Below are 22,910 nucleotides of genomic sequence, written 5' to 3'. Positions count from 1 at the left end.
TCGGAAAACCCCAGAGCAGCCCGTGCAGACTAAAAACAGCCCACCGGACTGTTCGATTAACGATCAAAATTCGTCAGGCTCATAACCTAAAGATCGTAGTATCGTTGTTTCTGCTGAGAAGGACAAAAAGACAACGACGATCCGCTTGTCAGCATGCCTCTTAGAAGAGTGAGTGATGTAGTAGAGTTATCAGTTGAAATCAAACTTTCATCACTGACCGCCTTCGAAGTGCAGGGTTTTCAGTGGTCCCGAGAATCTTTCCGAAACATCTTGTTTCCAATTCGCGAACTAAGAGTTTCGAATTTAGCCGTGGACACATTTTTGCCATAATGCCATCTTGCCACTGTGGGCGGCATGTCTTTATTTTTAGCACTTTCTAGTTTTTCCAACTGGATTTGAGGGGGTTACTTGGTTCGATATGCCGCCCCACGAGCAGTCTTCTGATCGTCCAATGAATGAAACACACTGTTGATACAATGCGCGTTCAAACCCTTTGTATCGCGCATCTGGGTGTAGTTAGGGTGTACCTCGACAGCGCCATTAGATTCTATGTGCGCAGTTTCAGGTCTCTTTCCATTGATCGTTGCGCGCCGAATGATGTGCAATCGGCGATGCAGAGGTGCAACAGGTCAAGATAGAAATGCCATTAAAACGACCCCAACTAACGGCCTGAGAGCGGTATCTGAGCAAGTAAGCGCTGCCTGGATAGCAAGTTTCCGCAACGTAAACATAAGCTCACTTTTCGCCTTTCAAGACTTGCTCTATGCAGTGTGCAGCATTCCGGTGGGGGCCGATATGAAACTCAGTGCGTTGGAAATCCTTTGCGTCATTTTGGCGAGTATTGTGGCAGTGGCTGGTTTTGCCGGAGCCGTGAATGCGCTTGTTTCAGCGATCTAATATAGCACCGCAAAGTTGTGGAGCCTTTAGGCGCGCATTGTCGCGCTCGTGACAACTGTTCTCTCGGGGTGTCGAGGTTTGATTGTAAAGCATAGAAATTAAACAATTAAAGAACCAGCAAGCACTTCTTTTTCGTTGATCGGTGACGCCGTCGACGCACAAAGTGAACAGGTCTAAAGCCCGAAAAAAGCCCGCCTCGTCCAAATCTCGCGGTAGCGGTATAAGACTGAAAGCGTCGCCTCACATTCCACCTAGCAGAGGGGTCGGCGAGGGGGTCGAGCCAACCCCTCTGAAGGGGATACACGGATCAGTGAAAGTGGTCCGTTGAGTTCAGGTTATGCGATGCGTGTAGGCCCGTATATTGGGGGTTCCCCGTAGTTGGGAAAATTAATCTTTCAGACACATTCCGGACATCTCGCCCAGATACCAAAACGATACGGCGCGCCTAGAAGATGTCTGATGATTTCTTGAGGGGGTACGAGTTTGGCGCGTCGTACCTTGAACCTCGATTATTTCCCAAAAACCTCAAGCGAGGCTGATAACGGTGCCCTGCTTCAAGGACGCATCCGCCGCATCGGCCAGCAACTGAGCCCGCAGCCCATCGATGATACTTGGTGCAAGTTGTCCTGATCCGGACACAGCGGCAGTGAAATGGGCCATCTCGGCTTGATAGGCGCCTTCGTAGCGTTCAAGAAAGAAATGCTGGGCGGGGGCTTTGCGGAAACCCGACGGAGTCGCGACCTCAACCGCATTCTCCAACATGTTTTCGGCCCGCAACATGCCCTTCTCGCCATGCACTTCGATGCGCTGATCATAGCCATAGCTGGCGCGGCGCGAGTTGGAGATCTGGCAAATCTTGCCACTGGCCGTCGTCAGGGTTACGGCTGCGGTGTCGACGTCTCCGGCTTTGCCGATCTCGGGATCGACGAGCGATGATCCAACAGCGTAAACGCTGATAGGTTCTTCGCCCAGCAAGAAACGTGCCATATCCAAGTCATGGATCATCATATCGCGGAACAACCCACCCGAGCTTTCGATATAGCTGATCGGTGGCGGCGAGGGGTCGCGGGACAGAATGGTGACAATTTCGACCGCGCCGATCTCACCTTCGGCGATGCGGGATTGAATATTGGCAAAGCTCGGATCAAAGCGGCGGTTGAAGGCCGTCATGAAGGGCACGCCGGTGGCTTCGACCACCTTGATGCAGTCGCGGATGCGGTCAGCGGACATGTCCACCGGCTTTTCGCAGAAGATCGCTTTGCCGGCATTCGCCGCTTTATGGATCAGATCGTAATGGGTGTCGGTCGGAGTACCGATGACGACAGCATCGACATCTTTGCTTTCGATCAGTTCGTCCGCCGACAGGATCTGTGCGCCAGTTTTGTCGGCCAGCATCTGAGCCGGTTCTGTGAATGCGTCCGCCACTGCGCTCACCCGTGCGCCATCAATCAGCCCGATCGAGCGCGCATGAACCTGACCGATCCGCCCGCACCCCAATAGCCCGATATTCAGCATGTCATGCCCCTTTGAACGCTTTCAGTACCCGGCGCGTCGCCTTGACCACCGGTTCATGTGTATCTTTCAGTATTTGAACGCGGTCGAACCTGTCCGGATCGGCATTCACGGCCGTTCGCAGGGCATTCCCAAAGACCATTCGCAGCTCGGTCCCGATGTTAAATTTGCAGATTTTCGATCCGCGCGCCAGCGCAGCACGTTGCGCAACCGGCACGCCCGAGCCGCCATGGATTACCAGAGGTATATCGGTCACGGCTTCAATGGCGCGGATACGGGCCTCGTCCAGACCGCCCTCTTTGTTCTGCTGCAAATGGACGTTGCCGACCGAGATCGCCATTGCATCCACGCCGGTCTCTCGGGCGAATTGCGCGGCTTCCTCCGGGTCGGTTCCGTCCGAACCTTCACCACCCGAATAGCCGACAAAACCGATTTCCCCCTCGCAGGAGACACCAGCGGCATGGGCCATCTCGGCAATTGCAGCGGTCTCGGCGATATTCTGTTCCAAAGGCTTGCGCGATCCGTCAAACATGACCGAGGTAAAGCCGCTGTCGATGGCGATGCGGCACTCGTCCCACGTATAGCCATGGTCCAGATGGGCCACGACAGGCACACTGGCCCCTTCGGCCAGATGGCGGAACATCTTGCCCAGAACCGGCAGCGGCGTGTGTTCGCGGCATGATGGGCCGGCTTGCAGGATGATCGGTACGCCTTCGGCTTCTGCAGCGGCCACGTAGGCACGCATATCCTCCCAGCCCAGCGTCACCAACCCGGCCACGGCATAGCCGTCACGCAGCGCGGGTCGCAGCACGTCCGATAATGTCACAAGGCTCATTTGAACTTGGCCACCATGTCCATAATGCCCGGGATCGTATGCAGCTGGGCTGCATGGGTCGGTTGGAAATACTGCTTCAGCGAGCGCTGACTGAGCCCGCCGAGGATGGTGAAATAGTACATTTCATACCCCGGCAAAACTGCGCAGGGGTGATAGCCCTTGTCCAGCAAGATCGTCGAGCCATCCATGATGTGATAGGCATCACCCGGCTTGTTGTCTTCGCGCTGCAGCATCTGGACGCCAGAACCATAGTTGGGCCGGAAGCGGAAATTATAGGTTTCGTCATGGCGGGTTTCGATCATTTCGCCATCGTCGCTTTTGCGGTCGGTGTCATGTTTGTGGCTGGGAAAGCCGGACCAGCCGCCCTGACCCACGGTATAAAGTTCAGACACCAGCAAGCGGCCGACCTTGTCGTGATGGTTCGCGCCCAGAATGTGTTTGATTTTTCGATGGGTTTTGGTGTCGTCCGATCCATACTGCACCAGATCCAGCTCGGGTACGCGGACATCAAAGGGTTCAAGCACACGGTCGAATTTTGCGCCCGCGATGAAGGTTTCGGTTTCATCCGTCATGCAGGTTATTCGAACCTTGGCGCCGACGGGAACGTATACGCCCTCGGGCTCGCCATCCCAGACGTCGATGGTGCGGTTGCCAAGGTTGGTATAGATCGCGCCGTCCACATCGACATCCACGGTACCGGTAGCGGGCACGATGCAGGTCTCATAGCCCGGTACGGCATATTCGAACACCTCGCCCTTTTTCAGTTTGACGATGTTGAAATAGTTTAGCGGCACCAGATCATGGTCGGCATCGACGATAGGTTTGTTCTGGTTGTCATGGGGCGCAATATGCATCTGCGTCTCCTTTCAGGTATCCGTGGAGCCCGGGTGTTGGGCCAGAAATTCGTCAAGTTCGGGCGTCGTCGGCATGGCCCCGGCGCAGCCGGGTTTCGACACGACGATCGACGCGCAGGCCGAACCGCGCAGCACCGCATCGCGCAGGTCATGCCCCGCAGCGATCGAGGCCAGCAGACCGGCCAGAAAACTGTCGCCTGCGCCGTTGGGCTTCACGGCGGTAACCGGGTAGATGCCGGTGCGGACCTCTTGCCCGTCTGCCAGCGTAATGGCCCCCTCATGGCCCATCTTGTAGATCACCATCTTGCCGTTGGCCGCCAATTCGCGGGCCTTGTCTAAACCTTTTTCGATGCCGCCCGCCATAAAGCCGAACTCTTCATCATTGCCTACGATAAGATCGCTTTCATTCCCTGCGCGGGTCAGAACCTCTGAGGCGACTTCGGGTGATGGCCAACTATAGGGGCGGTAATCGATGTCGAAGATCACCGGCAGGCCTGAGGCGCGCGCATTTTCAAACGCGCGGAAGGTGGCCGAGCGTGAGGGTTCCGCAGCAAACACCGTGCCCGCCGTGATCAGGGCTGAGAAGGCGCTGTAGTCGACCTCATCCATATCCGCCTCGGTTACCTGGAAATCAGCGGCGCCGTTGCGGTAGATGACATTCTGAAAGTCTTCGATGCAACTTTCGTAGACAGCCAAGGACGTACGCGCCTCGCCACCCACAGCTCGGACATATCTCGTTTCAACGCCATAGTCGCGCAGCCGGTTCACACAGAACCGCCCCACGGCATCATCCGAGACCGAGGTGACCAGCGCCGCTTGCGATCCCAGCTTCACCAGTCCGGCGCAGATATTGGCGCTTGATCCCCCCAGATCGGCGCGAAACACCTGTGCGTCTTCGCTTTTGGTTCCGACCGGATCCGCAAACATGTCCATTCCGGCCCTGCCGAACACGGCAAAGCGGTTACCTTTTATACCTTCAATCAGAGTCACGTGCGCCCCTCGGTATTGCCTGCCCGCGCGGCATCCAGCACCTCGGGGTAGGGATAGTTCAAGCCCAGCAACTGCCGCAGATCGGGACTTGCCTGATCAATGAAATCCTGCGGTAGCGCAGCGGGCATATCTTCCATCGGTTTAACCCATTTGGGCAGGTACTGGATCAGGATCGCGCTGCGGTCGTGATCCGCTTTGTTCGGCATCGCGCAATGCCACGTCACGCCATAGAATAGAGCAACATCGCCAGGCTCACCGGTCATCTGCTCGCATTTGTCATAGAACTTGTCTTCGGGCGTGGGATAACGCAGCTCTTTCTGCGATCCGGGTACATAGCCGGTCGCGCCGCTTTCCTTGGTGAACGGGTCCAGCAAAACCGAGACCTGTGCATTCATCGGAAATGATCCATTCAGACCGACGGGATGCGTTTCAGGGCTGTGAAAGTCCCAATAGGGATAGTCGACATGCGGCTCCTGCCCCGGCCCGCCCGGCAGGATGCGATTGGCAGCGATCGAGCCCATGATGAACTCGGTCCCCAGAAACTTGCGGAGGATCTTCATCAGAACCGGATGCGCAGCCATGCGTGAAAACACGTCGCCCTTGGCCAACAGATTCCAGACCCGCCGCTGCAGGTTCAGTTTGCCATCCTCTTCCGCAGCGCCTTGGAAATGGGTCACTTTCTCGGCCGCTGTTTCGGATTCGGCCATGACGATGGCACGTGCCTCGGCGATCTCTTCAGGGGTGAAGAGGCCCGAGATTGCGACGACTCCATCACCGTTCAGCAATTCATCCACAATGACGTCTGGGTCAGCCGTTTCTGCCTTGAACCGTTTCATCAGATGCCCTTGCGTTGTTTTTCGCGGGTCGATTCCCATTCGACATGAGCATCACGAACCCTCTCGTCAGCCGAAGTGTGGGGTGTTCCAACCTCCCACCATGCATGGCCTTCAGTGGTCCAGCCTTCATAGGCGTCCACGTCCATCACAATCACATAAGTCTTGTCGCTGGCCTTGGCGCGCTTGAACGCTTCGGCCAGTTCTGCCGGGTTCGCGACCTTTTCGCTGGTGGCCCCCATCGAGGCCGCGTGGGCCGCGAAATCAACGCCAAAGGCTTCGGGGATGGTGGGGCAGTCTTCCAGCAGGTTGTTGAAGCTTTCGTTGCCTGTGTTGTTCTGCAGCTTGTTGATGACTGCAAAACCGCCATTGTCCAGCACCAGAACAATCATCTTTTTGCGGCTCAGAACCGAGGAATAGATGTCCGAGTTCAGCATCAGATATGAGCCATCACCGCAAAACGTAATCGTGTCCTTATCCGGCTCACGCTCAGATTGGGCAATGCGCGCGCCCCAAGCGCCTGCGATCTCATAGCCCATGCAGGAGAATCCGAACTCAACATCAACGGTGCCAATATCCAGCGTGCGCCAGTTGGCGGTGACTTCAGCGGGCAGACCTCCGGCAGCGGCGACCACGCGGTCACGCGGGTCGCAAAGTTCGTTCACAACGCCGATGGCTTGAGCATAGGAATTTGGACGGTTCCCGTAAGACACATTTTCGGCCACGTAGGCATCCCACTTGCGCCGTTCGACTTGTGCCAGAGCCACCCAGTCGGGCGGGGCGGTATAGTCAACAGCCTGTGTTAGAGCCTGAATCGACAGCTTGGCATCCCCAACAACTGGCAAGGACATGTGCTTACCCGCATCATGCCGCGCAGCATTGATCGAGATGAACTGAGCGTCCTTGGCAAAGGCAGTCCACGAGCCGGTTGTGAAATCCTGCAAGCGCGTCCCGACGGCGACAATCACATCGGCTTGTTCCGCAATTGCGTTGGCACTGTCCGATCCAGTGACGCCGATCGGGCCAATGTTCAGCGGATGGGTCGCCAGCATATTGGCGCGGCCCGCGATGGTTTCGACGACCGGAATCTGAAACTTTTCGGCGAATTCGGTCAAATCGGTCACGGCTTTGGAATACTGCACGCCCCCACCCGCGATGATCATCGGGCGTTTCGCGCCGGCCAACGCGGTAGCGGCATCGGCGATTTCATGAGCATCGGGAGATTGGCGGCGAATGCGATGCACTTTTTTCTCGAAGAACTTAACCGGGTAGTCATAGGTCCAACCCTGCACATCCTGCGGCAGCCCCAGGAACGCAGGCCCGCAATCACCCGGGTCCAGCATTGTCGCTATAGCGGCGGGCAGAGATTGAATGACCTGTGCCGGATGCGTGATGCGATCCCAATAGCGGCTGACCGGTTTGAAGGCGTCATTCACACCAAACGTCGGGTCATAGTAGTTCTCCATCTGCTGCAGAACCGGATCCGGCAAGCGGGTGATGAACGTGTCCCCGCACAACATCAGCATTGGCAGTCGGTTCGCATGGGCCAGTCCAGCAGCAGTCAACAGATTCGCAGTGCCGGGGCCTGCGCTAGCGGTGCAAAACATGAATCGCTGACGCAGCCACTGCTTGGCATAGCCTGCAGCGGCGAATCCCATGCTCTGTTCATTCTGTCCGCGATACAACGGCAGTTCATCCCGGACAGTATTCAGTGCCTCGCCCAGGCAGGTCACATTGCCATGACCAAAAATTCCGAAACCCCCGCCACATAGGCGATATTCCTGACCATCGATCTCGATGAACTGGTTCGACAGCCAGCGAATGATCGCCTGCGCCGTTGTCAGGTAAACAGTGTCGTGTTGCGCGGACATGTCTGCGGGCTCCTTTAGGAAAATTAAGATGCAGTGCCGAATGCAGCTTGCGAGAGTCCTATTCTCACGATACAAGTTTTGCAACCGGTTGCAAATGGTTTTCAAGAAAAAGCGAGGGAGGGCGTCGGAATGGCAGAGATCGGCATTGGCATTCTAGGCGGCGGATATATGGGCAAGGCCCATGCGGTCGCCATGTCCTCGGTTGGGGCGGTGTTCAACACGGCCTTGCGACCACGGTTAGAGATGGTGTGCGCCTCGTCACCGGAAAGCGCTGAGCGGTATCGTCAGGCCTATGGATTCGCGCGCTCGACGGATGACTGGCGTGTGTTGTTGAACGACCCGAAGGTCGAGGCCGTCGTGATCGCCACGCCTCCGGAAACACATCGCGAGATCGCTCAGGCAGCGTTTGCGCTGGGCAAACCGGTGCTGTGTGAAAAGCCTTTGGGCGCGTCGCTGGAGGATGGTGCGGCGATGTCAGCAGCGGCCGAGGCCTCGGGCTTGGCCAACATGGTTGGTTTCAACTATATCCGCACCCCGGCCAGCCAATACGCTCGCGCTCTGATAGCCGAAGGAGAGATCGGCGACATCACATGGTTTCGGGGTGAGCATACCGAAGATTTCTACGCGCACCCTCAAGCCCCGGCAACCTGGCGTACAACAGGAATGTCGAACGGAACGATGGGTGATCTTGCGCCTCATATGATCAATGCTGCACTGGCTTTGATCGGCCCGATTTCACGCGTGATGGCCGAGGTCGAAACCGTGCACAATAGCCGCCCGGGTGGCGAAGTTGACAATGACGACCACGCTCAGATGATGGTGCGGTTCGCGAACGGAGCAATGGGATCGATCTATATCAGTCGAATCGCGACGGGGCGCAAGATGGGCTATGCCTATGAGATCAGTGGCACCAAGGGTGCGATCCGCTTTGATCAGGAAGACCAGAACGTTTTGTGGCTCTACCGTATGGAGGGTCCCGAAGCTGAGCGTGGCTTTCGTAAGATCCTGACCGGCCCTGCGCACCCGGACTATGAGCCGTTCTGTCAAGGGCCGGGCCATGGCACGGGCTATCAGGATCAGATCATCATCGAGGCGCGAGATTTCCTGCGCGCGATCGAGACAGGTAAACCGGTCTGGCCGACCTTCCACGACGGGCATGAGGTCAACCGGGTCGTCGCTGCGGCATTGGCATCGTCAGCGGATGAAAGCTGGAAAAATATCGAAGATTTCTGAGCATCGGAGACAAGACAAGATGAGCATCAGAATTGGCAATGCGCCCTGTTCCTGGGGCGTGGAATTTGCGCAGGACCCGCGCAATCCGCATTGGAAAACCGTTCTTAGCGAATGCGCTGCGGCCGGGTATAAGGGTATCGAACTCGGCCCGGTGGGTTTCATGCCCGAAGACCCTGCGGTGCTGGCCGATGCGCTGGCCGAGCATGATCTTGAACTGATCGGCGGCGTTGTGTTCCGCAACTATCACGACCCCGACGCGTGGGAAGACGTGCTGGACGCCACCCACCGCACCGCTCGCGCATTGAAAGCGCATGGGGCGCAGCACATGGTGCTGATCGATGCGATCTCACCCCGCCGCGCGCCAACCGCTGGTCGCGCCGATGAGGCTGAGCAGATGGACAAGGCCGAGTGGACGGCGTTCCGGGATCGGATTTCTGAAAGCGCGCGGATCGGGTCCGAGGAATACGGGCTGACCGTTGGGATGCACGCTCATGCTGCGGGCTTCATGGACTTTGAACCTGAACTTATCCGTTTGCTGGACGAGGTCGATGAAAGCCTTCTGAAAATTTGCTTCGATACGGGGCATCACTCTTATGCCGGGTTCGATCCGGTCGGCTTCATGAAGCGCTACGTTGATCGGATCTCGTACATGCACTTCAAGGATATCTCTCCGACAGTGAAAGCGGATGTAATTGCCAATCGGACCGGCTTCTATGATGCTTGCGGGCAGGGGATTTTCTGCAATCTGGGCGACGGCGACGTGGACTTTCCGACCGTTCGCCAGGTGCTGCTGGACGCTGGTTTCACAGGATGGTGCACGGTCGAGCAGGATTGCGACCCGACGCTTGATCCCGACCCTGTAGGGGACGCGCGGAAGAATCGTGAATACCTTGAATCCATCGGTTTCAGTTAAGGAGGTCCAGACCATGACCAAGCTGAAATGGGGCATGATCGGAGGCGGCGAAGGTAGCCAGATCGGACCGGCGCACCGGTTGGGGGCGCTGGCGGACGGGCATTTCCAATTCACCGCCGGAGCGCTGGATCACAGGCCTGACATTGGTCGCGAATACGCCCAACGATTGGGTATCGCGGCAGACCGAGCCTACGGCGACTGGACCGAGATGCTGGAAGGTGAGCGCGGGCGCGAGGATCGGATTGATCTGGTCACTGTAGCCACTCCAAATGCGACGCATTTCGAGATCACCAAAGCGTACCTTGAGGCCGGGTTCAACGTGCTGTGCGAAAAGCCCATGACCATGACGGTGGAAGAGGGCGAAGAGATTGTCAAAGTCGCCGAGAAATCAGGGAAGATTTGCGCGGTAAACTACTGTTACTCGGCTTATCCGATGGTGCGTCAGGCTCGCGCGATGGTGCGCGCAGGTGAGATCGGCAAAGTCCGTCTGGTCGTTACCAATTTCAGTCACGGCCATCACGGAGACGCCACTGATGCTGACAATCCACGCGTGCGCTGGCGCTATGATCCTGCGATGGCGGGTGTTTCCGGGCAGTTCGCTGATTGCGGTATCCACGCGATGCACATGGCCGGATTCATTGCGGATGATGAGGTTGAGACCCTGTCTGCAGATTTTGCTTCAACCATTGGCAGCCGTGAACTTGAAGATGATGCCATGGTCAACTTCCGCACGACAAAAGGCGCTGTTGGCCGGTTGTGGACCTCTTCGGTCGCCATCGGTCGGCAGCACGGGTTCGACATTCAGGTGTTCGGAGAAACCGGCGGTCTTCGATGGGCGTCGGAGCAGCCGAACCAGCTTATCTACACGCCTGTTGGTGGTCGCCTGCAGATCATAGAAAAAGGCGAAGGCGGGCTGCATGAAGACGCGCAACGTCTCAGCCGGGTGGCGATTGCGCATCCCGAAGGGTTCCCGTTGGCGGTTGCGAATATCTATTGCGATCTCGCAGATGCAATTGCCGGGGAAACCCGCGACGGCTTGCCCAATGCGGCAGACGGCGTGCGGTCGATGGCGGCTGTGCATACAGCGGTCGAGTCGGCGAAACAGGGCAGCGCGTGGATGGATGCCCGGCCACCGATGTTTCGTTAACTCTTAGATACGGGGCGCAATGTGCCCCGTTCCACCACCGAGCATGGGAATATCCGTGCCTCCGGATATCGGTCGGGTTCGTTCAGGGTTGCCACCATCAGCTCGATCGAAGAACTCACGATTTGCCGGATCGGCTGATGGATGGTGGTGAGATCGATATTCTCCCACCGTGCCATTTCCATGTCGTTCAGGCCGATGATGCCGATGTCTTCGGGCACCTTTAGGCCACTATCCAGAATCGCGGACAACACCCCGATGGACAACACGTCATCGCCGCAGAAGTATGCATCAGCCCGCTCAGATTGGAGCAAGCGTAGCATTTCCTGACGACCTGCATCGAATGAGTAAGCCTCAGCAAACGAGCAGGTCACGTCAATGCTAGGATGCCGGGCCATCTCTGACATGAAGCCCGCATGGCGATCCTGAGTCGAGGTCGCCGCCTCGGGCCCGCCTAGAAAGGCTACTTTCGTATAACCACGCGCGACCAGCTCGCGGGCCGCCATGCGTCCGCATTCCACATTGTCAATCCCGACCACATGAACCTGCGGTGAAGAGGATGACCGGCCAAAGCTGTGCACCACTGGTACGCCGGCATCCCGAAACGCTTTTGCGAAGCCGGGCGGCAAGGTCGACGACGCTACGACAACGCCATCGACCGAATACTGGCGCAGCATTCGTACCGAATTTTCGGGTTCAACCTCGTCGGTCAGATTCACCAGCAACGGGCGCAGGCCTCGGTCCTGCAGCCCCCTGGTAAAGAGGTCGAAAACTTCAAGAAATATCGGGTTGTGGAAGTTGTTCGAGACCAGCCCGATCAGCTTAGTTCGGCCTGTGGTCAGAGATGAAGCCAGTGCATTTGGGCTGTATCCCAGCTCACGCGCGGCCTTCTCGACTTTTCGGCGCATCTTGTCAGAAACCGAGGCCCCATCGGTGAAAGTGCGCGACACCGCCGAGCGTGAAACGCCGGCGCGTTCTGCAACCTCTTTCAATGTGACAGCCATGATCCGTCTGACCTTCCTGCGTTTAGTGGCAGTCCTTTTACCTGTATTCTTTGGCAGATACAGTATGAAACACATCTGACACCGTTTGCAACCGGTTGCAAAATTTTGACAGATATGCTCTAACTCGAGTCGGAGAGGTGCGAAGGACTGCCTCAATCCGCGATAACATGAGTTTTGGGAGGACATCATGACTTCACTGACGAAGAAGTTGGCGCTGGCGGCGGCGGTAGCTGCGACGCCTCTGATCGCAGCTACGGGCGCTGCGGCGGAAGGTGAGAAATACATTCTGGTCAGCCACGCGCCAGACAGCGATAGCTGGTGGAACACGATCAAGAACGGCATCGCGCTGGCAGGCGACCAGATGGGTGTCGAAGTCGAATACCGCAATCCGCCCACTGGCGACCTTGCCGATATGGCGCGGATTATCGATCAGGCGGCTGCTTCGGGTCCGAACGGGATCATTACCACGTTGGCGGATTATGATGTGCTGAGCGGACCGATCAAATCAGCGGTCGATGCGGGCGTTGATGTCATCATCATGAACACTGGTACGCCGGATCAGGCACGGGAAGTTGGTGCCCTGATGTATGTGGGTCAGCCCGAATATGATGCCGGATTTGCTGCAGGCCAGCGCGCCAAGGGTGACGGCATCGGCTCGTTCCTTTGTGTGAACCACTATATCGTTCAGCCCTCAAGCCAGGAACGTTGTCAGGGCTTTGCAGACGGCTTGGGCATTGAACTGGGGGATCAGATGATCGACGCCGGCCAGGACCCAGCCGAGATCAAGAACCGCGTGCTGGCCTATCTGTCGGCGAACCCGGATACTGATGCGGTTCTGACACTGGGTCCAACCTCGGCTGATCCGACAATTCTGGCGCTGGAAGAAAATGGTATGGCCGGTGACATCTATTTCGGCACCTTCGATCTGGGTGGTGAGATTGTCAAAGGCATCAAGTCTGGCGTGATCCAGTGGGGAATTGATCAGCAGCCCTTCCTGCAGGCTTACCTGCCGGTTGTTGTGATGACCAACTACCACCGCTATGGCGTTTTGCCGGGCAACAACATCAATTCGGGTCCCGGCTTCGTAACTGCTGATGGTCTGACCAAGATCGAAGAATTTGCTGGCGAGTACCGCTGATTCTTACAGCGCGGGCGCCCCGCCAAAGCGGCGCCCGCCAACAACTATCTGACGCAAAATCACTGCTTAACTCGGAGGGGCGTTCTAATGAGCGAGTCTGCTCAAAACACGGCTGTAACCGACGAACGGATTAAAGAAATATCGCCGCTGCGCAAGGCCTTGATCCGGCCTGAACTTGGCGGGATGGTCGGCACCGTTGCCGTCTTCACCTTCTTCCTTTTGTTCGCTTTTGACAGCGGCATGTTCAATGCACAGGGCATGATGAACTGGTCGGTTGTCTCGGCGCAGTTCATGATCATCGCCGTGGGTGCCTGCCTTCTGATGATCGCGGGTGAGTTTGACCTGTCAGTCGGATCGATGATCGGCTTTTCGGGCATGATGATCGCAATTTTTTCGGTCACGCTGGCGTGGCCGGTCTGGATGGCCATTATCGTCACGTTTGCGATGGCGGTGGCAATCGGCGCGCTGAACGGTTGGATCGTGATCCGGACTGGGCTGCCTAGCTTTATCGTAACGCTGGCCTTCCTGTTCATCTTGCGCGGCTTCACCATCTTCCTGCCGCAGGTGATCGAGCGTAAAACTATCATTGGCGGCGTAAAGGACGCGGCCGAAGGCGATTGGCTGGCGCCGATCTTTGGTGGTAAAATTTTGCAGGGATTGTTCCAATGGCTCGGGGATGCCGGGATCATCGCCGTATTCGAGCGTGGCACTCGCGCCGGTCAGCCAGTTGTGGATGGTATTCCAATGCTGATCGTTTGGGCGATCGCACTGATCATCTTTGGTCACGTGCTGCTCACCAAAACGCGGTTCGGCAACTGGATCTTCGCCTCGGGCGGGGATGCTGAGGCGGCGCGCAACTCGGGTGTGCCTGTGAACCGGGTCAAGATTCTGATGTTTATGTTCACGGCATTCTGCGCCACTGTCTTCGCTGTCTGCCAGGTGATGGAGTTCGGATCGGCTGGTGCTGACCGGGGTCTGCTAAAAGAGTTCGAGGCGATCATCGCCGTGGTCATCGGCGGCGCGCTTCTGACCGGAGGATACGGCTCGGTACTGGGCGCGGCGCTGGGCGCGTTGATCTTTGGCGTGGTGCAACAGGGGTTGTTCTTTGCCGGTGTCGAAAGCTCGCTGTTCCGGGTCTTCCTTGGGGTGATCCTGCTGGGGGCTGTGATCCTCAACACCTATATTCGCCGCATCATCACGGGAGAGCGTTGATATGAATCCCGAACATGAACCCATCATCCAGATGAAAAACATCGAAAAGCACTTCGGCAGCGTGATCGCGCTGGCGGGTGTCTCGGTGGACGTGTTTCCCGGTGAATGTCACTGCCTTCTCGGCGACAACGGTGCGGGCAAGTCGACCTTCATCAAAACCATGTCGGGCGTGCACCAGCCCACCCACGGAGAAATCCTGTTCGAAGGCCACCCCATGCATTTCGCCGACCCGCGTGATGCCATCGAGGCCGGGATCGCAACCGTGCACCAGCATCTGGCCATGATCCCGTTGATGTCGGTCTCGCGCAACTTCTTCATGGGCAATGAGCCGGTAAAGAAGGTCGGACCTCTTCACTTTTTTGATCATGACTATGCCAACAAGGTCACGATGGAAGAGATGAAGAAAATGGGGATCAACTTGCGCGGCCCTGATCAGGCGGTGGGCACGCTGTCAGGTGGTGAACGCCAAACCGTCGCCATCGCGCGGGCGGTGCATTTCGGGGCGAAGGTTCTGATCTTGGATGAACCGACCTCGGCCCTTGGGGTGCGCCAAACAGCCAACGTTCTGGCGACCATCGACAAGGTGCGCAAGCAGGGGATCGCGGTGGTCTTCATTACTCACAACGTCCGCCATGCACTGGCGGTTGGTGACAGGTTCACGGTACTCAATCGCGGGCAGACGCTGGGTACGGCGCAGCGCGGTCAGATCACCCCGGAAGAGCTGCAGGACCTGATGGCCGGTGGTCAGGAGATGGTCGAGCTTGAAGGCAGTCTGGGCGGAACCGTCTGATACATTCTTGCCCCGCTGGCTGTGCTGGCGGGGTGGCTACTTCTTCTCGAAGTACAATATGACCTCACCCAGCCTTACGCCAAAACGCGAAACATAGGCTCGGTTCAATAACCGGTCATCCGACAACAACCACATCCAGTCATCGAAATTGACACGCATGGTGCCGTCTTTGACGGGCAGGTCGATTTTGTACTTCCAGTTAAACGTATCGCCCCTTTCGACCCCACTGGCTGTGCCCAGCACACCGGGAGCGGTGCCGGTCCAGGTGTCATCGCCGGTCTTGGTCAGGGTCCAGATCCGTTGTTCAGTCGCACCATCGTCATAGACGAAATCTTCAACTAGCGTCAGAGTCTCTCCGTCCCATGTGCCGGCAATATCGACCTGGAAGCGACGCGGGACATTACCTAGTACATCCTGAAACTGACCATAAGCGACAGTCTTACCTTCGAAGAACTCTTCAAGGTTCAGCTGACGATCTGACAGAAACGTTTTTGGTATACGCGGTTTGGCCGAGCATGCGGCGAGGATGGCCAACCCCGCGATCGCGACACCTGCAATAAGGGTACGGCGGGCGATCATTGCAATACCCTCAGCTCAGAGTCTGCATCGTGGCCGTTTGCGCCATGCAGATGGGTGGATTTCACTTCAGGCGCAGGGCGCATCGTGGCGACCAGCTCGGCCACCTTGATCCCGAATTTTCGCATCTCGGACCGGTTCATGATTACACCGTTCTCCGTCAGATACATCCAGTCGGTCACATCCAGTGTATGCCCGCCCGCGTCCTCGGGCAGGATGATGCGATAGGTCAGCTTGACGGTTGAGCCCGAAATCACGCCTTTGCCCTCGCCGACTATATCGTCCGCTGTTGCGGTGAATGTGTTACCCGTGCCTAACGTCAGATGCCATTTGCGGGTCATCTGTTTGCCGTTGGAATAGGTGAAATACTCGGAAAGCGTACCGGTGTTGCCATCCCATTCGCCGACCATACGCGCGACAAAGCTGTTCGACATCTTGCCGTTGGGGCCATAGATCAGCCCTTCCGACAGGATCTCTCCATTCAGGTTCTTCTTCAGCGAAAACTCAGGCCCGGTTCCGCTGTAGTCGGAGGGTGATTGCGAGCGGAAACTGAGGAACCGGTTCTTCACAGCAAACAGCGCAAAAATCGCAAGCAGACAGATCAGGAGCGTTTTCATTTGGCAGAGACCTCTGTCGGGAGAGTCAGGACCATGCCAAACGCTCCGAGTTTCAAGATGCAGGGCAGCACCGCATAGGCGAGGGTGAGTGTATTCAAAGCCTCGGCAGAATTGGCCTGTCCAGGTGTAAAGCCGCTGCGTTCCAGTAGCGGCAGTGTGAAAAAGGCGGCCAGAGCTAGACCCAGCTTACCTGCGAAAGACCAGATGCCGAACGCAGCAGATGCGTTCAGCCCGGCCCGGGTCAGAACGACCGAGAACATAGCGGGCAGGACAACCATGTCCGCCCCAAGCGCCGCGCCGGATGCGAGGCATATGATGGCGAAACCGATGAGATTCCCAGGGGCTAGAAGAGCGGCCCCGACAAAGCCGAGAATGGCCAGCGGCATGGCGATCATCAGAGTCTGTTTCGGGCCAATTCGGTTGCTGAGCCTGGCCCAGAACGGAACGCTGAGCCCGGCGCTGAGGAAGAACAGGATCAGCAATGGCCCCGCTTTGCCTGGTAGTTGCAGCCGATCTTCAACAAAGAACAGAAACAGGGTCGAGGTGATGGCGACGGGCAGGCTGTTGACCAACGCAAGGGCAAGCAGACGTAAAGCCCCCGCCTGTCCTAAGCCTGCAAAGGACAGCCCTTGACCGGTGATCGGCGTGCGTCGCCAAATTGGCAGCGTAACAGCCAGAGTCACAACGCTCAGAAGCCCGAGAAACATTCCAAAGGCCGGATACCCTTGCGCGGCTGCGCCAAGCGCCACGAACACAGCGGGTGCTGCGGCTGCTATGATAACTCCGGTCAGTTGTCCGCCTTCGCGGAAGGCGGCCAGTGTCATCAGTTCCTTCGCGCTAGCCTGTTTCGCCAGCGTGGCGCTGCGGCCATAAAGCAAGATGGTCCCGAGGCTGTAGGCCGAGAATAACAGGATCAGAATAGACACTAATACAGCGATACTTGCCCCTTCTGGCAAACCAAACAGCAATGGAAATCCAATCGCCAGACCCAGCGCAGAGGCGGCGGCAAACAACATTTGCCCACCGGGCCAGCGATCAATGGCCCAGCCAATCAGTGGATCTTGGACCAGATCGACGAGCCGAATGACCAGCAGAATGGTGCCAATGACCCCCAGCCCGATACCGAGATTCACGGCGGCAAAGCGCGGCAGGTGGATGTAAAGCGGGATACCTGCTGCAGCAAGCATCAGCGCATAGAGGCTGACACGCGGGTACAGCATCACTGCCCCTTCAACTGCTGTGTGAACGAGGCGGATCGTGTATTGTTACCCAGAAAAATTGACATGAAGCTGCGTGTGATACCCGGATTTGTCAGGGTGCAGGTTTTGCTTCCGTTGCGCCAGAAGCTGACGCTGTTGGGGCCTTGTGCGATGGCCAGATAGCTATCGCCTTTGCTGACCGCCTGAAAACAGCCCTGCAATTGGGCTTCCGTCGGCGCAGAATTGCCTTGTCGGGCCATCTCTTCCAGGGTCGACTCGACCAGCGCTTTTTGTTTCAGGTTTTTTCGGTAGGTCAGTTGCAGTCCGAAATTCTGATTCCAGCTGAATGCGGCACCGCCGGGCGTGTAAAGCTTGGCGTCATAGAGCGGCAGCCCCAGAAAACGGAATGTCCCGGTGCCGCGCAGCTTAGGGTCTTTGATTGCATCCGACAAAGGCGAAGCCGCCAGTCCGCCGGGGACCATCAGCGCCAGTGACAGCAGCGCAGCGCAACAGGTTCTATACGCTGGCCGAAACAGCGAGGTCCGTTTCAGGGATACCATTGTCAGCTCCGATGCTCTGCGGGATGGCGGTGAGGCGCTCGACAACATGCATTGCGCTGGCAATCCCGTCTTCGTGGAAACCATGCCGATTATACGCCCCGGCAAACCAGGTTCGGTTCTGTCCCTGCATCTCGCGGATTTGCCCTTGCGCGCGCAGGGCGGCTTTGTCGAACACCGGATGGGCGAACTCGACCTCGTCATAGATTTTGCCCGCGGGAATGTCTGATGCGGCGTTCAGGGTCACAAACAGTGGGTCACTGTCGGGGATATTCTGAAGCCGATTCATCCAATATGTGACCCCAACATTGCCCTTTTGCGATCGATAGGTCCAACTGGACCAGCAAGCACGCCGCCTGGGCATTTGGCGGGGATCACAGTGCAGGATAGCTTTGTTCGGTTGATATCTAATCGCGCCGAGCGCCGCTTTTTCCGCTTCGGTCGCTGCATCACCCAAGATGGCGAGAGACTGATCGGAATGGGTTGCCAGTATGATTTCGTCAAACAGAGCGGCCTCACCTCCTGCATGGACGGTGACGCCCAGATCATGCCGCTCGATCCGCTGCACGGGTGCGGACAGTCTGATGTCAGCACCGCGCGCACGTAGCGCAGTTTCGATCCGGCGGACATACTCGATGCTGCCGCCTTTCACGGTGTACCACTGGTGCTGATTGGCACGGCCCGAGGCCAGCAGCGCGTGATTGCGGAAGAACTGCACCAGCGAGCGGGCTGGGAACTGATCGACGAACTCGACCGGAGTTGACCAGATCGCGCCGCACATCGGCATCAGATAATTGTGCCGGAACCAGTGGCCGAGACGCAGTTGATCCACAAGCTCACCGATCGTGGTGTCGTCGTCCTGCGCGGCTTCGGGGGCCTCTTTGCCAAACCGCAGGATATCGGCGATCATCTTGTAATAGGCTGGACGCGCGAGGTTGCGTTTCTGCGCGGTCAAAGTGCGCAGATTGTTCAACCCATATTCGATGCGGCCATTGTCGATAGTTGCGCCAAAGCTCATCTCACTTTTGGTAACTGGCACGTTCAGCTCATCAAACAGCCGGGTCAAATAGGGGTATGTGACATAGTTGAAGACGATGAAACCGGTATCTACCGGCTGATCTCCGTTCTTTCCGGCGATCACCGTGCGGGCGTGGCCGCCCAGTCGGGGCTCAGCCTCGAACACGGTTATATCGTTGTCTTCGGAAAGGTAATAAGCTGCGGAGAGACCTGAAATGCCTGCGCCTATGACTGCGATTTTCTTGCGTACGCCCCGGGTTTCGTCGAACATTCCATCCTCGTTATTCGGTATTTACAACAAGATACGCAGGGAATGAGGCTTTGGATCAACCGCGTTAGAAGTTTTTTTCCGACGCTCTATGTAGTGTTATCTGGCCGAATGCTACGAGCGCTGGGCGTGATCCATTGCTGCTGTCAGAACGTATTCGACCTAGTAGTACGAAAAAAGACTTACGCATGAGCAGTTTTGACGGAAAAACCTATTGGATCATTGGCGCCAGCGAAGGGCTGGGTCGTTGCTTGGCCGAAAAGCTGAGCCGCGAAGGCGCACATCTGATCCTTTCTGCTCGCAATGCCGAGCGATTGGATGAAATCTGTGGCACCTTGCCTAATGCACGTGCTGTACCGATGGATGTGACTGATCTCGACACTGTGCGCCGCGCTGTGGTGGAGGCTGGCTCAATTGACGCGCTTGTCTACAACGCAGGCGCCTATGAGCCGATCAGTACGTCAGATTGGGACACCGATGCTGCTTTGGCGATCAGCGATGTGAACTATTCCGGTGCGCTTCGGGTGTTGGGTGAAACCGTCCCAGGATTTGTGGGCTCAGGCAGTGGTGATATCACGCTGATCGGGTCGCTTGCCGGGTATCATGGGCTTCCCAATGCGATCTCGTACGGGGCCAGCAAGGCTGCGCTGATCTCGCTGGCCGAGACCATGCGGCACGATCTGGCAGGGTCAGGCGTGACGGTGCGCATTGTCAATCCGGGGTTCATCAAGACCCGTCTGACCGACAAGAACAGTTTCAAAATGCCGATGCTGATGACACCCGAAGATGCGGCCGATCGCGTAGTGCGCGCCATGTCCCGTCGCCGGTTTCGAACCGATTTCCCGGTACCGTTCTCATGGGTTGTGCGCCTGATCGATTATTTGCCCGATATTCTGGTGTACCGGGGAAAGTGACCCTATCCGCAGGTAAGCCTCTGAATTGTGCCTGCGCCGTTCACATAAACGTTCAGCCGGTCGATGCGATAATCCTGCGTGGCAATATCATCCGGGCCCAGAACGCGCGACCGTTCAGGCAGTTGGGCTTGTATGGTTGAAACCGGCTCACCAATGGTGTTCGCAAACGGTTCTCCCTTACAAAATGCAAGATCAACCGGTGCCTCCTCTAGTTCAAGCGCCGCGTCCTGCGGTTCAGAGGTCTCAGAACATGCGGTCAGAAGAATTAGGATCGGAAATAAACGGTACATTGGCGCAGGGCTTTCTGGTGATGTCGTTTCTGAAATATCAAAGATTTAGCCAACCTGTCATGAAAGCGCAGTTGAAAAAACCCTGTATTTGACGCAGGGTCGGGCAAAACAGACAGGGAGACAAGCACCATGCGTACCCGTGCCGCCGTCGCCGTTCAGGCAGGCAAACCTTTGGAAGTGATGGACGTAAACCTTGAAGGCCCCAAAGCGGGCGAGGTTCTGGTCGAGATCAAGGCGACAGGCATTTGCCATACCGATGAATTCACACTGTCGGGCGCCGACCCTGAAGGCTTGTTTCCCGCCATTCTGGGCCATGAAGGCGCAGGTGTCGTGCTTGAGGTCGGCCCGGGTGTAACCAGCCTGAAACCCGGCGATCACGTCATCCCGCTTTATACGCCCGAGTGCCGTGAGTGCGAATACTGCCTGCATCCCAAGACCAACCTGTGCCAGGCAATTCGCGAAACCCAAGGCCAGGGCCTCATGCCGGATGGCACCTCGCGTTTTTCTACGTTGGATGGCGATCCGATCCTACACTACATGGGCTGCTCGACCTTCTCGAACCATACGGTTCTGCCTGAAATCGCGCTCGCCAAAGTGCGTGAGGACGCGCCCTTTGACAAGATCTGCTATATCGGCTGCGGCGTGACCACCGGAATTGGCGCGGTGATCAACACTGCAAAGGTAGAAATTGGCAGCCGTGCCATCGTGTTCGGTTTGGGCGGTATCGGCCTGAACGTGATTCAGGGCCTGCGTCTGGCTGGCGCGGATCAGATCGTGGGCGTTGATTTGAATCCAGCCAAGGTGGAAATGGCGACCAAGTTCGGCATGACGGATTTCGTGAACCCCTCTGAGGTCGAAGGTGATCTGGTGCCGTATCTGGTCAACCTGACCAAGGGCGGCGCGGATTATACCTTTGACGCCACAGGCAATGTCGGCGTAATGCGAGCGGCACTGGAATCGGCTCACAAGGGCTGGGGTGAATCGATCATCATCGGTGTGGCACCTGCGGGCGCTGAAATCTCGACTCGACCGTTCCAACTGGTTACTGGCCGCTCATGGCGTGGCACCGCGTTTGGCGGAGCGCGTGGACGCACCGACGTCCCGAAAATCGTGGATTGGTACATGGACGGGAAGATCGAGATCGACCCCATGATTACCCACACCATGGGCCTGGATGACATCAACCACGGTTTCGACCTGATGCATAAGGGCGAGAGTATCCGATCAGTGGTCGTCTACTAAGGCTCTATAAGGGCTGAAATGGATTGCACGGCGCGCTGCAATGCGCGCCGTTTCTTATTCTCCGGGCCTCGTCGCTCCAGTATCTGACCGGGGCGACCTGACGCGCAGCACAGGCGTATTAGCAGAGGTAGTGTTTGATCGGCTCTCTCGCCAAACCACGAAAACACCTGATGCGATGATGATACTTGCGCCAACGGCGACCCAGATATCCGGGTGCTCGCCAAAGAAAATCACGCCGAAGATCGTGGCCCAGATGATCTGGCTGTATTGACTAGGGGCAATGACGCCGGCGGGGGCGGCGCGATAAGCAAGGATGATCAGGTGCTGTGCGATTACCGAGAACACCCCGACAAACGCCATCATCGCCAGATGCAGCAATGATGGTGGTTGATAAACTGCCGGTTGGGCGACGCTCATGACGGCGATGGCCAGCAGCATAGGATAAAGGATCAGGACGGCAGAGCGTTCTTCATTCCCGATTTTGCGGACAAGAACCGAAGCAAATGCGCTGCAGAAGGCTGCTGCCAGAGCCGCTAAATGGCCCAGGGTGATTTCGGTCGCGCCAGGGCGCAGGACGATCAGGACGCCGATCAGGCCGACGCCCACGGCCGCCCACCTTTGGGCACGGACCACCTCACCCAGAATCGGAATCGACAGAACAGTTACGATCAGCGGAAAGGAAAATAGCAGGGAATAGACTTCGGCCAGCGGCAGCACCGAAAAAGCGTAGAAGGCACAAGACATGGCCATGATCATCGTCGCTGATCGCAACAGCACCAACCACGGATGCCGCGGCAGGAAATTCCCAGTGGTCCGATCGGCTAGAATTGTTACTGCCATAGGGACAAAGGAAAACAGCGTCGCAAAGAAGATGATCTGCAAAACCGAATAGGTGCCACCCAGCACCTTGATCAGCACGTCATGCGTCGCGAAGACGGCAAAGCCTAAGAACGCAAAGGCAAGCCCACGAAGGGTGGAGTTCTGAGCGCTCATGACAAAAGCCT

22 protein-coding genes are annotated in these 22,910 nt (G+C 57.2%); 8 read left to right on the top strand and 14 right to left on the bottom strand.

Going from position 1 to position 22,910, the window contains the following annotated elements; genetic code table 11:
- Positions 1-1,422: 1,422 nt before the first annotated feature.
- From iolG to iolD, 6 genes are read right to left on the bottom strand one after another with little or no spacing between them, the layout of a single operon-like run.
- A complete protein-coding gene (iolG, locus tag ACR0AW_RS11615) occupies positions 1,423-2,412 on the bottom strand; it encodes an inositol 2-dehydrogenase (RefSeq protein WP_170733965.1) in 990 nt (329 codons plus the stop codon).
- Between the two features lies 1 nt (position 2,413).
- Positions 2,414-3,244: a class II fructose-bisphosphate aldolase gene (locus tag ACR0AW_RS11610; protein ID WP_170733964.1), complete on the bottom strand. Its 831-nt coding sequence runs from the start codon at positions 3,242-3,244 to the stop codon at positions 2,414-2,416.
- Positions 3,241-4,098 carry a 5-deoxy-glucuronate isomerase gene (locus tag ACR0AW_RS11605; RefSeq protein WP_170395026.1) on the bottom strand — a complete coding sequence of 286 codons (858 nt, stop codon included), beginning with the start codon at positions 4,096-4,098 and terminating at the stop codon, positions 3,241-3,243. The genes ACR0AW_RS11610 and ACR0AW_RS11605 overlap by 4 nt, the downstream gene beginning before the upstream one ends.
- Before the next feature lie 12 nt (positions 4,099-4,110).
- Positions 4,111-5,088, bottom strand: a complete 978-nt coding sequence (gene iolC / locus ACR0AW_RS11600; RefSeq protein WP_170395024.1) for a 5-dehydro-2-deoxygluconokinase — start codon at positions 5,086-5,088, stop codon at positions 4,111-4,113.
- Positions 5,085-5,924, bottom strand: a complete 840-nt coding sequence (locus tag ACR0AW_RS11595) for a phytanoyl-CoA dioxygenase family protein (RefSeq protein WP_170733963.1) — start codon at positions 5,922-5,924, stop codon at positions 5,085-5,087. Before ACR0AW_RS11595 ends, iolC begins: the two co-directional genes overlap by 4 nt.
- On the bottom strand, positions 5,924-7,792 hold the full coding sequence (gene iolD, locus ACR0AW_RS11590; protein ID WP_170733962.1) for a 3D-(3,5/4)-trihydroxycyclohexane-1,2-dione acylhydrolase (decyclizing): 1,869 nt from the start codon (positions 7,790-7,792) through the stop codon (positions 5,924-5,926). The genes ACR0AW_RS11595 and iolD overlap by 1 nt, the downstream gene beginning before the upstream one ends.
- A 129-nt stretch (positions 7,793-7,921) precedes the next feature.
- Here iolD and ACR0AW_RS11585 point away from each other — a divergent pair, with 129 nt between their 5' ends.
- Genes ACR0AW_RS11585 through ACR0AW_RS11575 form a run of 3 tightly spaced genes read left to right on the top strand, consistent with a single transcriptional unit; the run spans position 7,922 to position 11,085 of the window.
- Positions 7,922-9,025, top strand: a complete 1,104-nt coding sequence (locus tag ACR0AW_RS11585; protein WP_170733961.1) for a Gfo/Idh/MocA family protein — start codon at positions 7,922-7,924, stop codon at positions 9,023-9,025.
- A gap of 19 nt (positions 9,026-9,044) precedes the next feature.
- A complete protein-coding gene (locus tag ACR0AW_RS11580) occupies positions 9,045-9,938 on the top strand; it encodes a sugar phosphate isomerase/epimerase family protein (protein WP_170515248.1) in 894 nt (297 codons plus the stop codon).
- A gap of 13 nt (positions 9,939-9,951) precedes the next feature.
- A complete protein-coding gene (locus tag ACR0AW_RS11575; protein ID WP_170514214.1) occupies positions 9,952-11,085 on the top strand; it encodes a Gfo/Idh/MocA family protein in 1,134 nt (377 codons plus the stop codon).
- Here ACR0AW_RS11575 and ACR0AW_RS11570 read toward each other — a convergent pair.
- Positions 11,082-12,086, bottom strand: a complete 1,005-nt coding sequence (locus tag ACR0AW_RS11570) for a LacI family DNA-binding transcriptional regulator (protein WP_170733960.1) — start codon at positions 12,084-12,086, stop codon at positions 11,082-11,084. The genes ACR0AW_RS11575 and ACR0AW_RS11570 overlap by 4 nt on opposite strands.
- Before the next feature lie 187 nt (positions 12,087-12,273).
- Here ACR0AW_RS11570 and ACR0AW_RS11565 point away from each other — a divergent pair, with 187 nt between their 5' ends.
- From ACR0AW_RS11565 to ACR0AW_RS11555, 3 genes are all read left to right on the top strand, one after another.
- Positions 12,274-13,224 carry a sugar ABC transporter substrate-binding protein gene (locus ACR0AW_RS11565; protein ID WP_170395010.1) on the top strand — a complete coding sequence of 317 codons (951 nt, stop codon included), beginning with the start codon at positions 12,274-12,276 and terminating at the stop codon, positions 13,222-13,224.
- Positions 13,225-13,311: 87 nt separating this feature from the next.
- The gene (locus ACR0AW_RS11560) at positions 13,312-14,436 is read left to right on the top strand and encodes an ABC transporter permease (protein WP_170395008.1); all 1,125 of its coding nucleotides are present in this window, start codon (positions 13,312-13,314) and stop codon (positions 14,434-14,436) included.
- A 1-nt stretch (position 14,437) separates the two neighbouring features.
- Positions 14,438-15,226, top strand: a complete 789-nt coding sequence (locus ACR0AW_RS11555; RefSeq protein WP_170395006.1) for an ATP-binding cassette domain-containing protein — start codon at positions 14,438-14,440, stop codon at positions 15,224-15,226.
- Between the two features lie 36 nt (positions 15,227-15,262).
- Here ACR0AW_RS11555 and ACR0AW_RS11550 read toward each other — a convergent pair whose 3' ends face one another.
- From ACR0AW_RS11550 to ACR0AW_RS11530, 5 genes are read right to left on the bottom strand one after another with little or no spacing between them, the layout of a single operon-like run.
- Positions 15,263-15,805, bottom strand: a complete 543-nt coding sequence (locus tag ACR0AW_RS11550; RefSeq protein WP_170733959.1) for a DUF3833 domain-containing protein — start codon at positions 15,803-15,805, stop codon at positions 15,263-15,265.
- Positions 15,802-16,419: a DUF3833 domain-containing protein gene (locus tag ACR0AW_RS11545; RefSeq protein ID WP_170426000.1), complete on the bottom strand. Its 618-nt coding sequence runs from the start codon at positions 16,417-16,419 to the stop codon at positions 15,802-15,804. The genes ACR0AW_RS11550 and ACR0AW_RS11545 overlap by 4 nt, the downstream gene beginning before the upstream one ends.
- Positions 16,416-17,639, bottom strand: coding sequence for an MFS transporter (locus ACR0AW_RS11540; RefSeq protein ID WP_170733958.1), 1,224 nt, complete (start codon positions 17,637-17,639; stop codon positions 16,416-16,418). The genes ACR0AW_RS11545 and ACR0AW_RS11540 overlap by 4 nt, the downstream gene beginning before the upstream one ends.
- Positions 17,639-18,178: a hypothetical protein gene (locus ACR0AW_RS11535; protein ID WP_170733957.1), complete on the bottom strand. Its 540-nt coding sequence runs from the start codon at positions 18,176-18,178 to the stop codon at positions 17,639-17,641. The genes ACR0AW_RS11540 and ACR0AW_RS11535 overlap by 1 nt, the downstream gene beginning before the upstream one ends.
- A complete protein-coding gene (locus tag ACR0AW_RS11530) occupies positions 18,135-19,463 on the bottom strand; it encodes an FAD-dependent oxidoreductase (protein WP_170733956.1) in 1,329 nt (442 codons plus the stop codon). The genes ACR0AW_RS11535 and ACR0AW_RS11530 overlap by 44 nt, the downstream gene beginning before the upstream one ends.
- Positions 19,464-19,648: 185 nt before the next feature.
- Between ACR0AW_RS11530 and ACR0AW_RS11525 the strand changes: the two genes are divergently transcribed.
- Positions 19,649-20,374 carry an SDR family NAD(P)-dependent oxidoreductase gene (locus ACR0AW_RS11525; RefSeq protein WP_170514197.1) on the top strand — a complete coding sequence of 242 codons (726 nt, stop codon included), beginning with the start codon at positions 19,649-19,651 and terminating at the stop codon, positions 20,372-20,374.
- 2 nt (positions 20,375-20,376) lie between these two features.
- Here ACR0AW_RS11525 and ACR0AW_RS11520 read toward each other — a convergent pair whose 3' ends face one another.
- The gene (locus tag ACR0AW_RS11520) at positions 20,377-20,664 is read right to left on the bottom strand and encodes an I78 family peptidase inhibitor (RefSeq protein WP_170733955.1); all 288 of its coding nucleotides are present in this window, start codon (positions 20,662-20,664) and stop codon (positions 20,377-20,379) included.
- A gap of 129 nt (positions 20,665-20,793) precedes the next feature.
- On the opposite strand from ACR0AW_RS11520, the gene ACR0AW_RS11515 reads away from it, so the two are divergent.
- The gene (locus ACR0AW_RS11515; protein WP_170394983.1) at positions 20,794-21,906 is read left to right on the top strand and encodes an S-(hydroxymethyl)glutathione dehydrogenase/class III alcohol dehydrogenase; all 1,113 of its coding nucleotides are present in this window, start codon (positions 20,794-20,796) and stop codon (positions 21,904-21,906) included.
- 54 nt (positions 21,907-21,960) lie between these two features.
- Here the strand turns inward: ACR0AW_RS11515 and ACR0AW_RS11510 are convergent, their stop codons facing one another.
- On the bottom strand, positions 21,961-22,899 hold the full coding sequence (locus ACR0AW_RS11510) for a DMT family transporter (protein WP_170408579.1): 939 nt from the start codon (positions 22,897-22,899) through the stop codon (positions 21,961-21,963).
- Positions 22,900-22,910 lie beyond the last annotated feature (11 nt).

The organism is Ruegeria sp. C5 (genome assembly GCF_056537605.1).
This window is presented reverse-complemented; position numbering and strand designations above follow the sequence as displayed.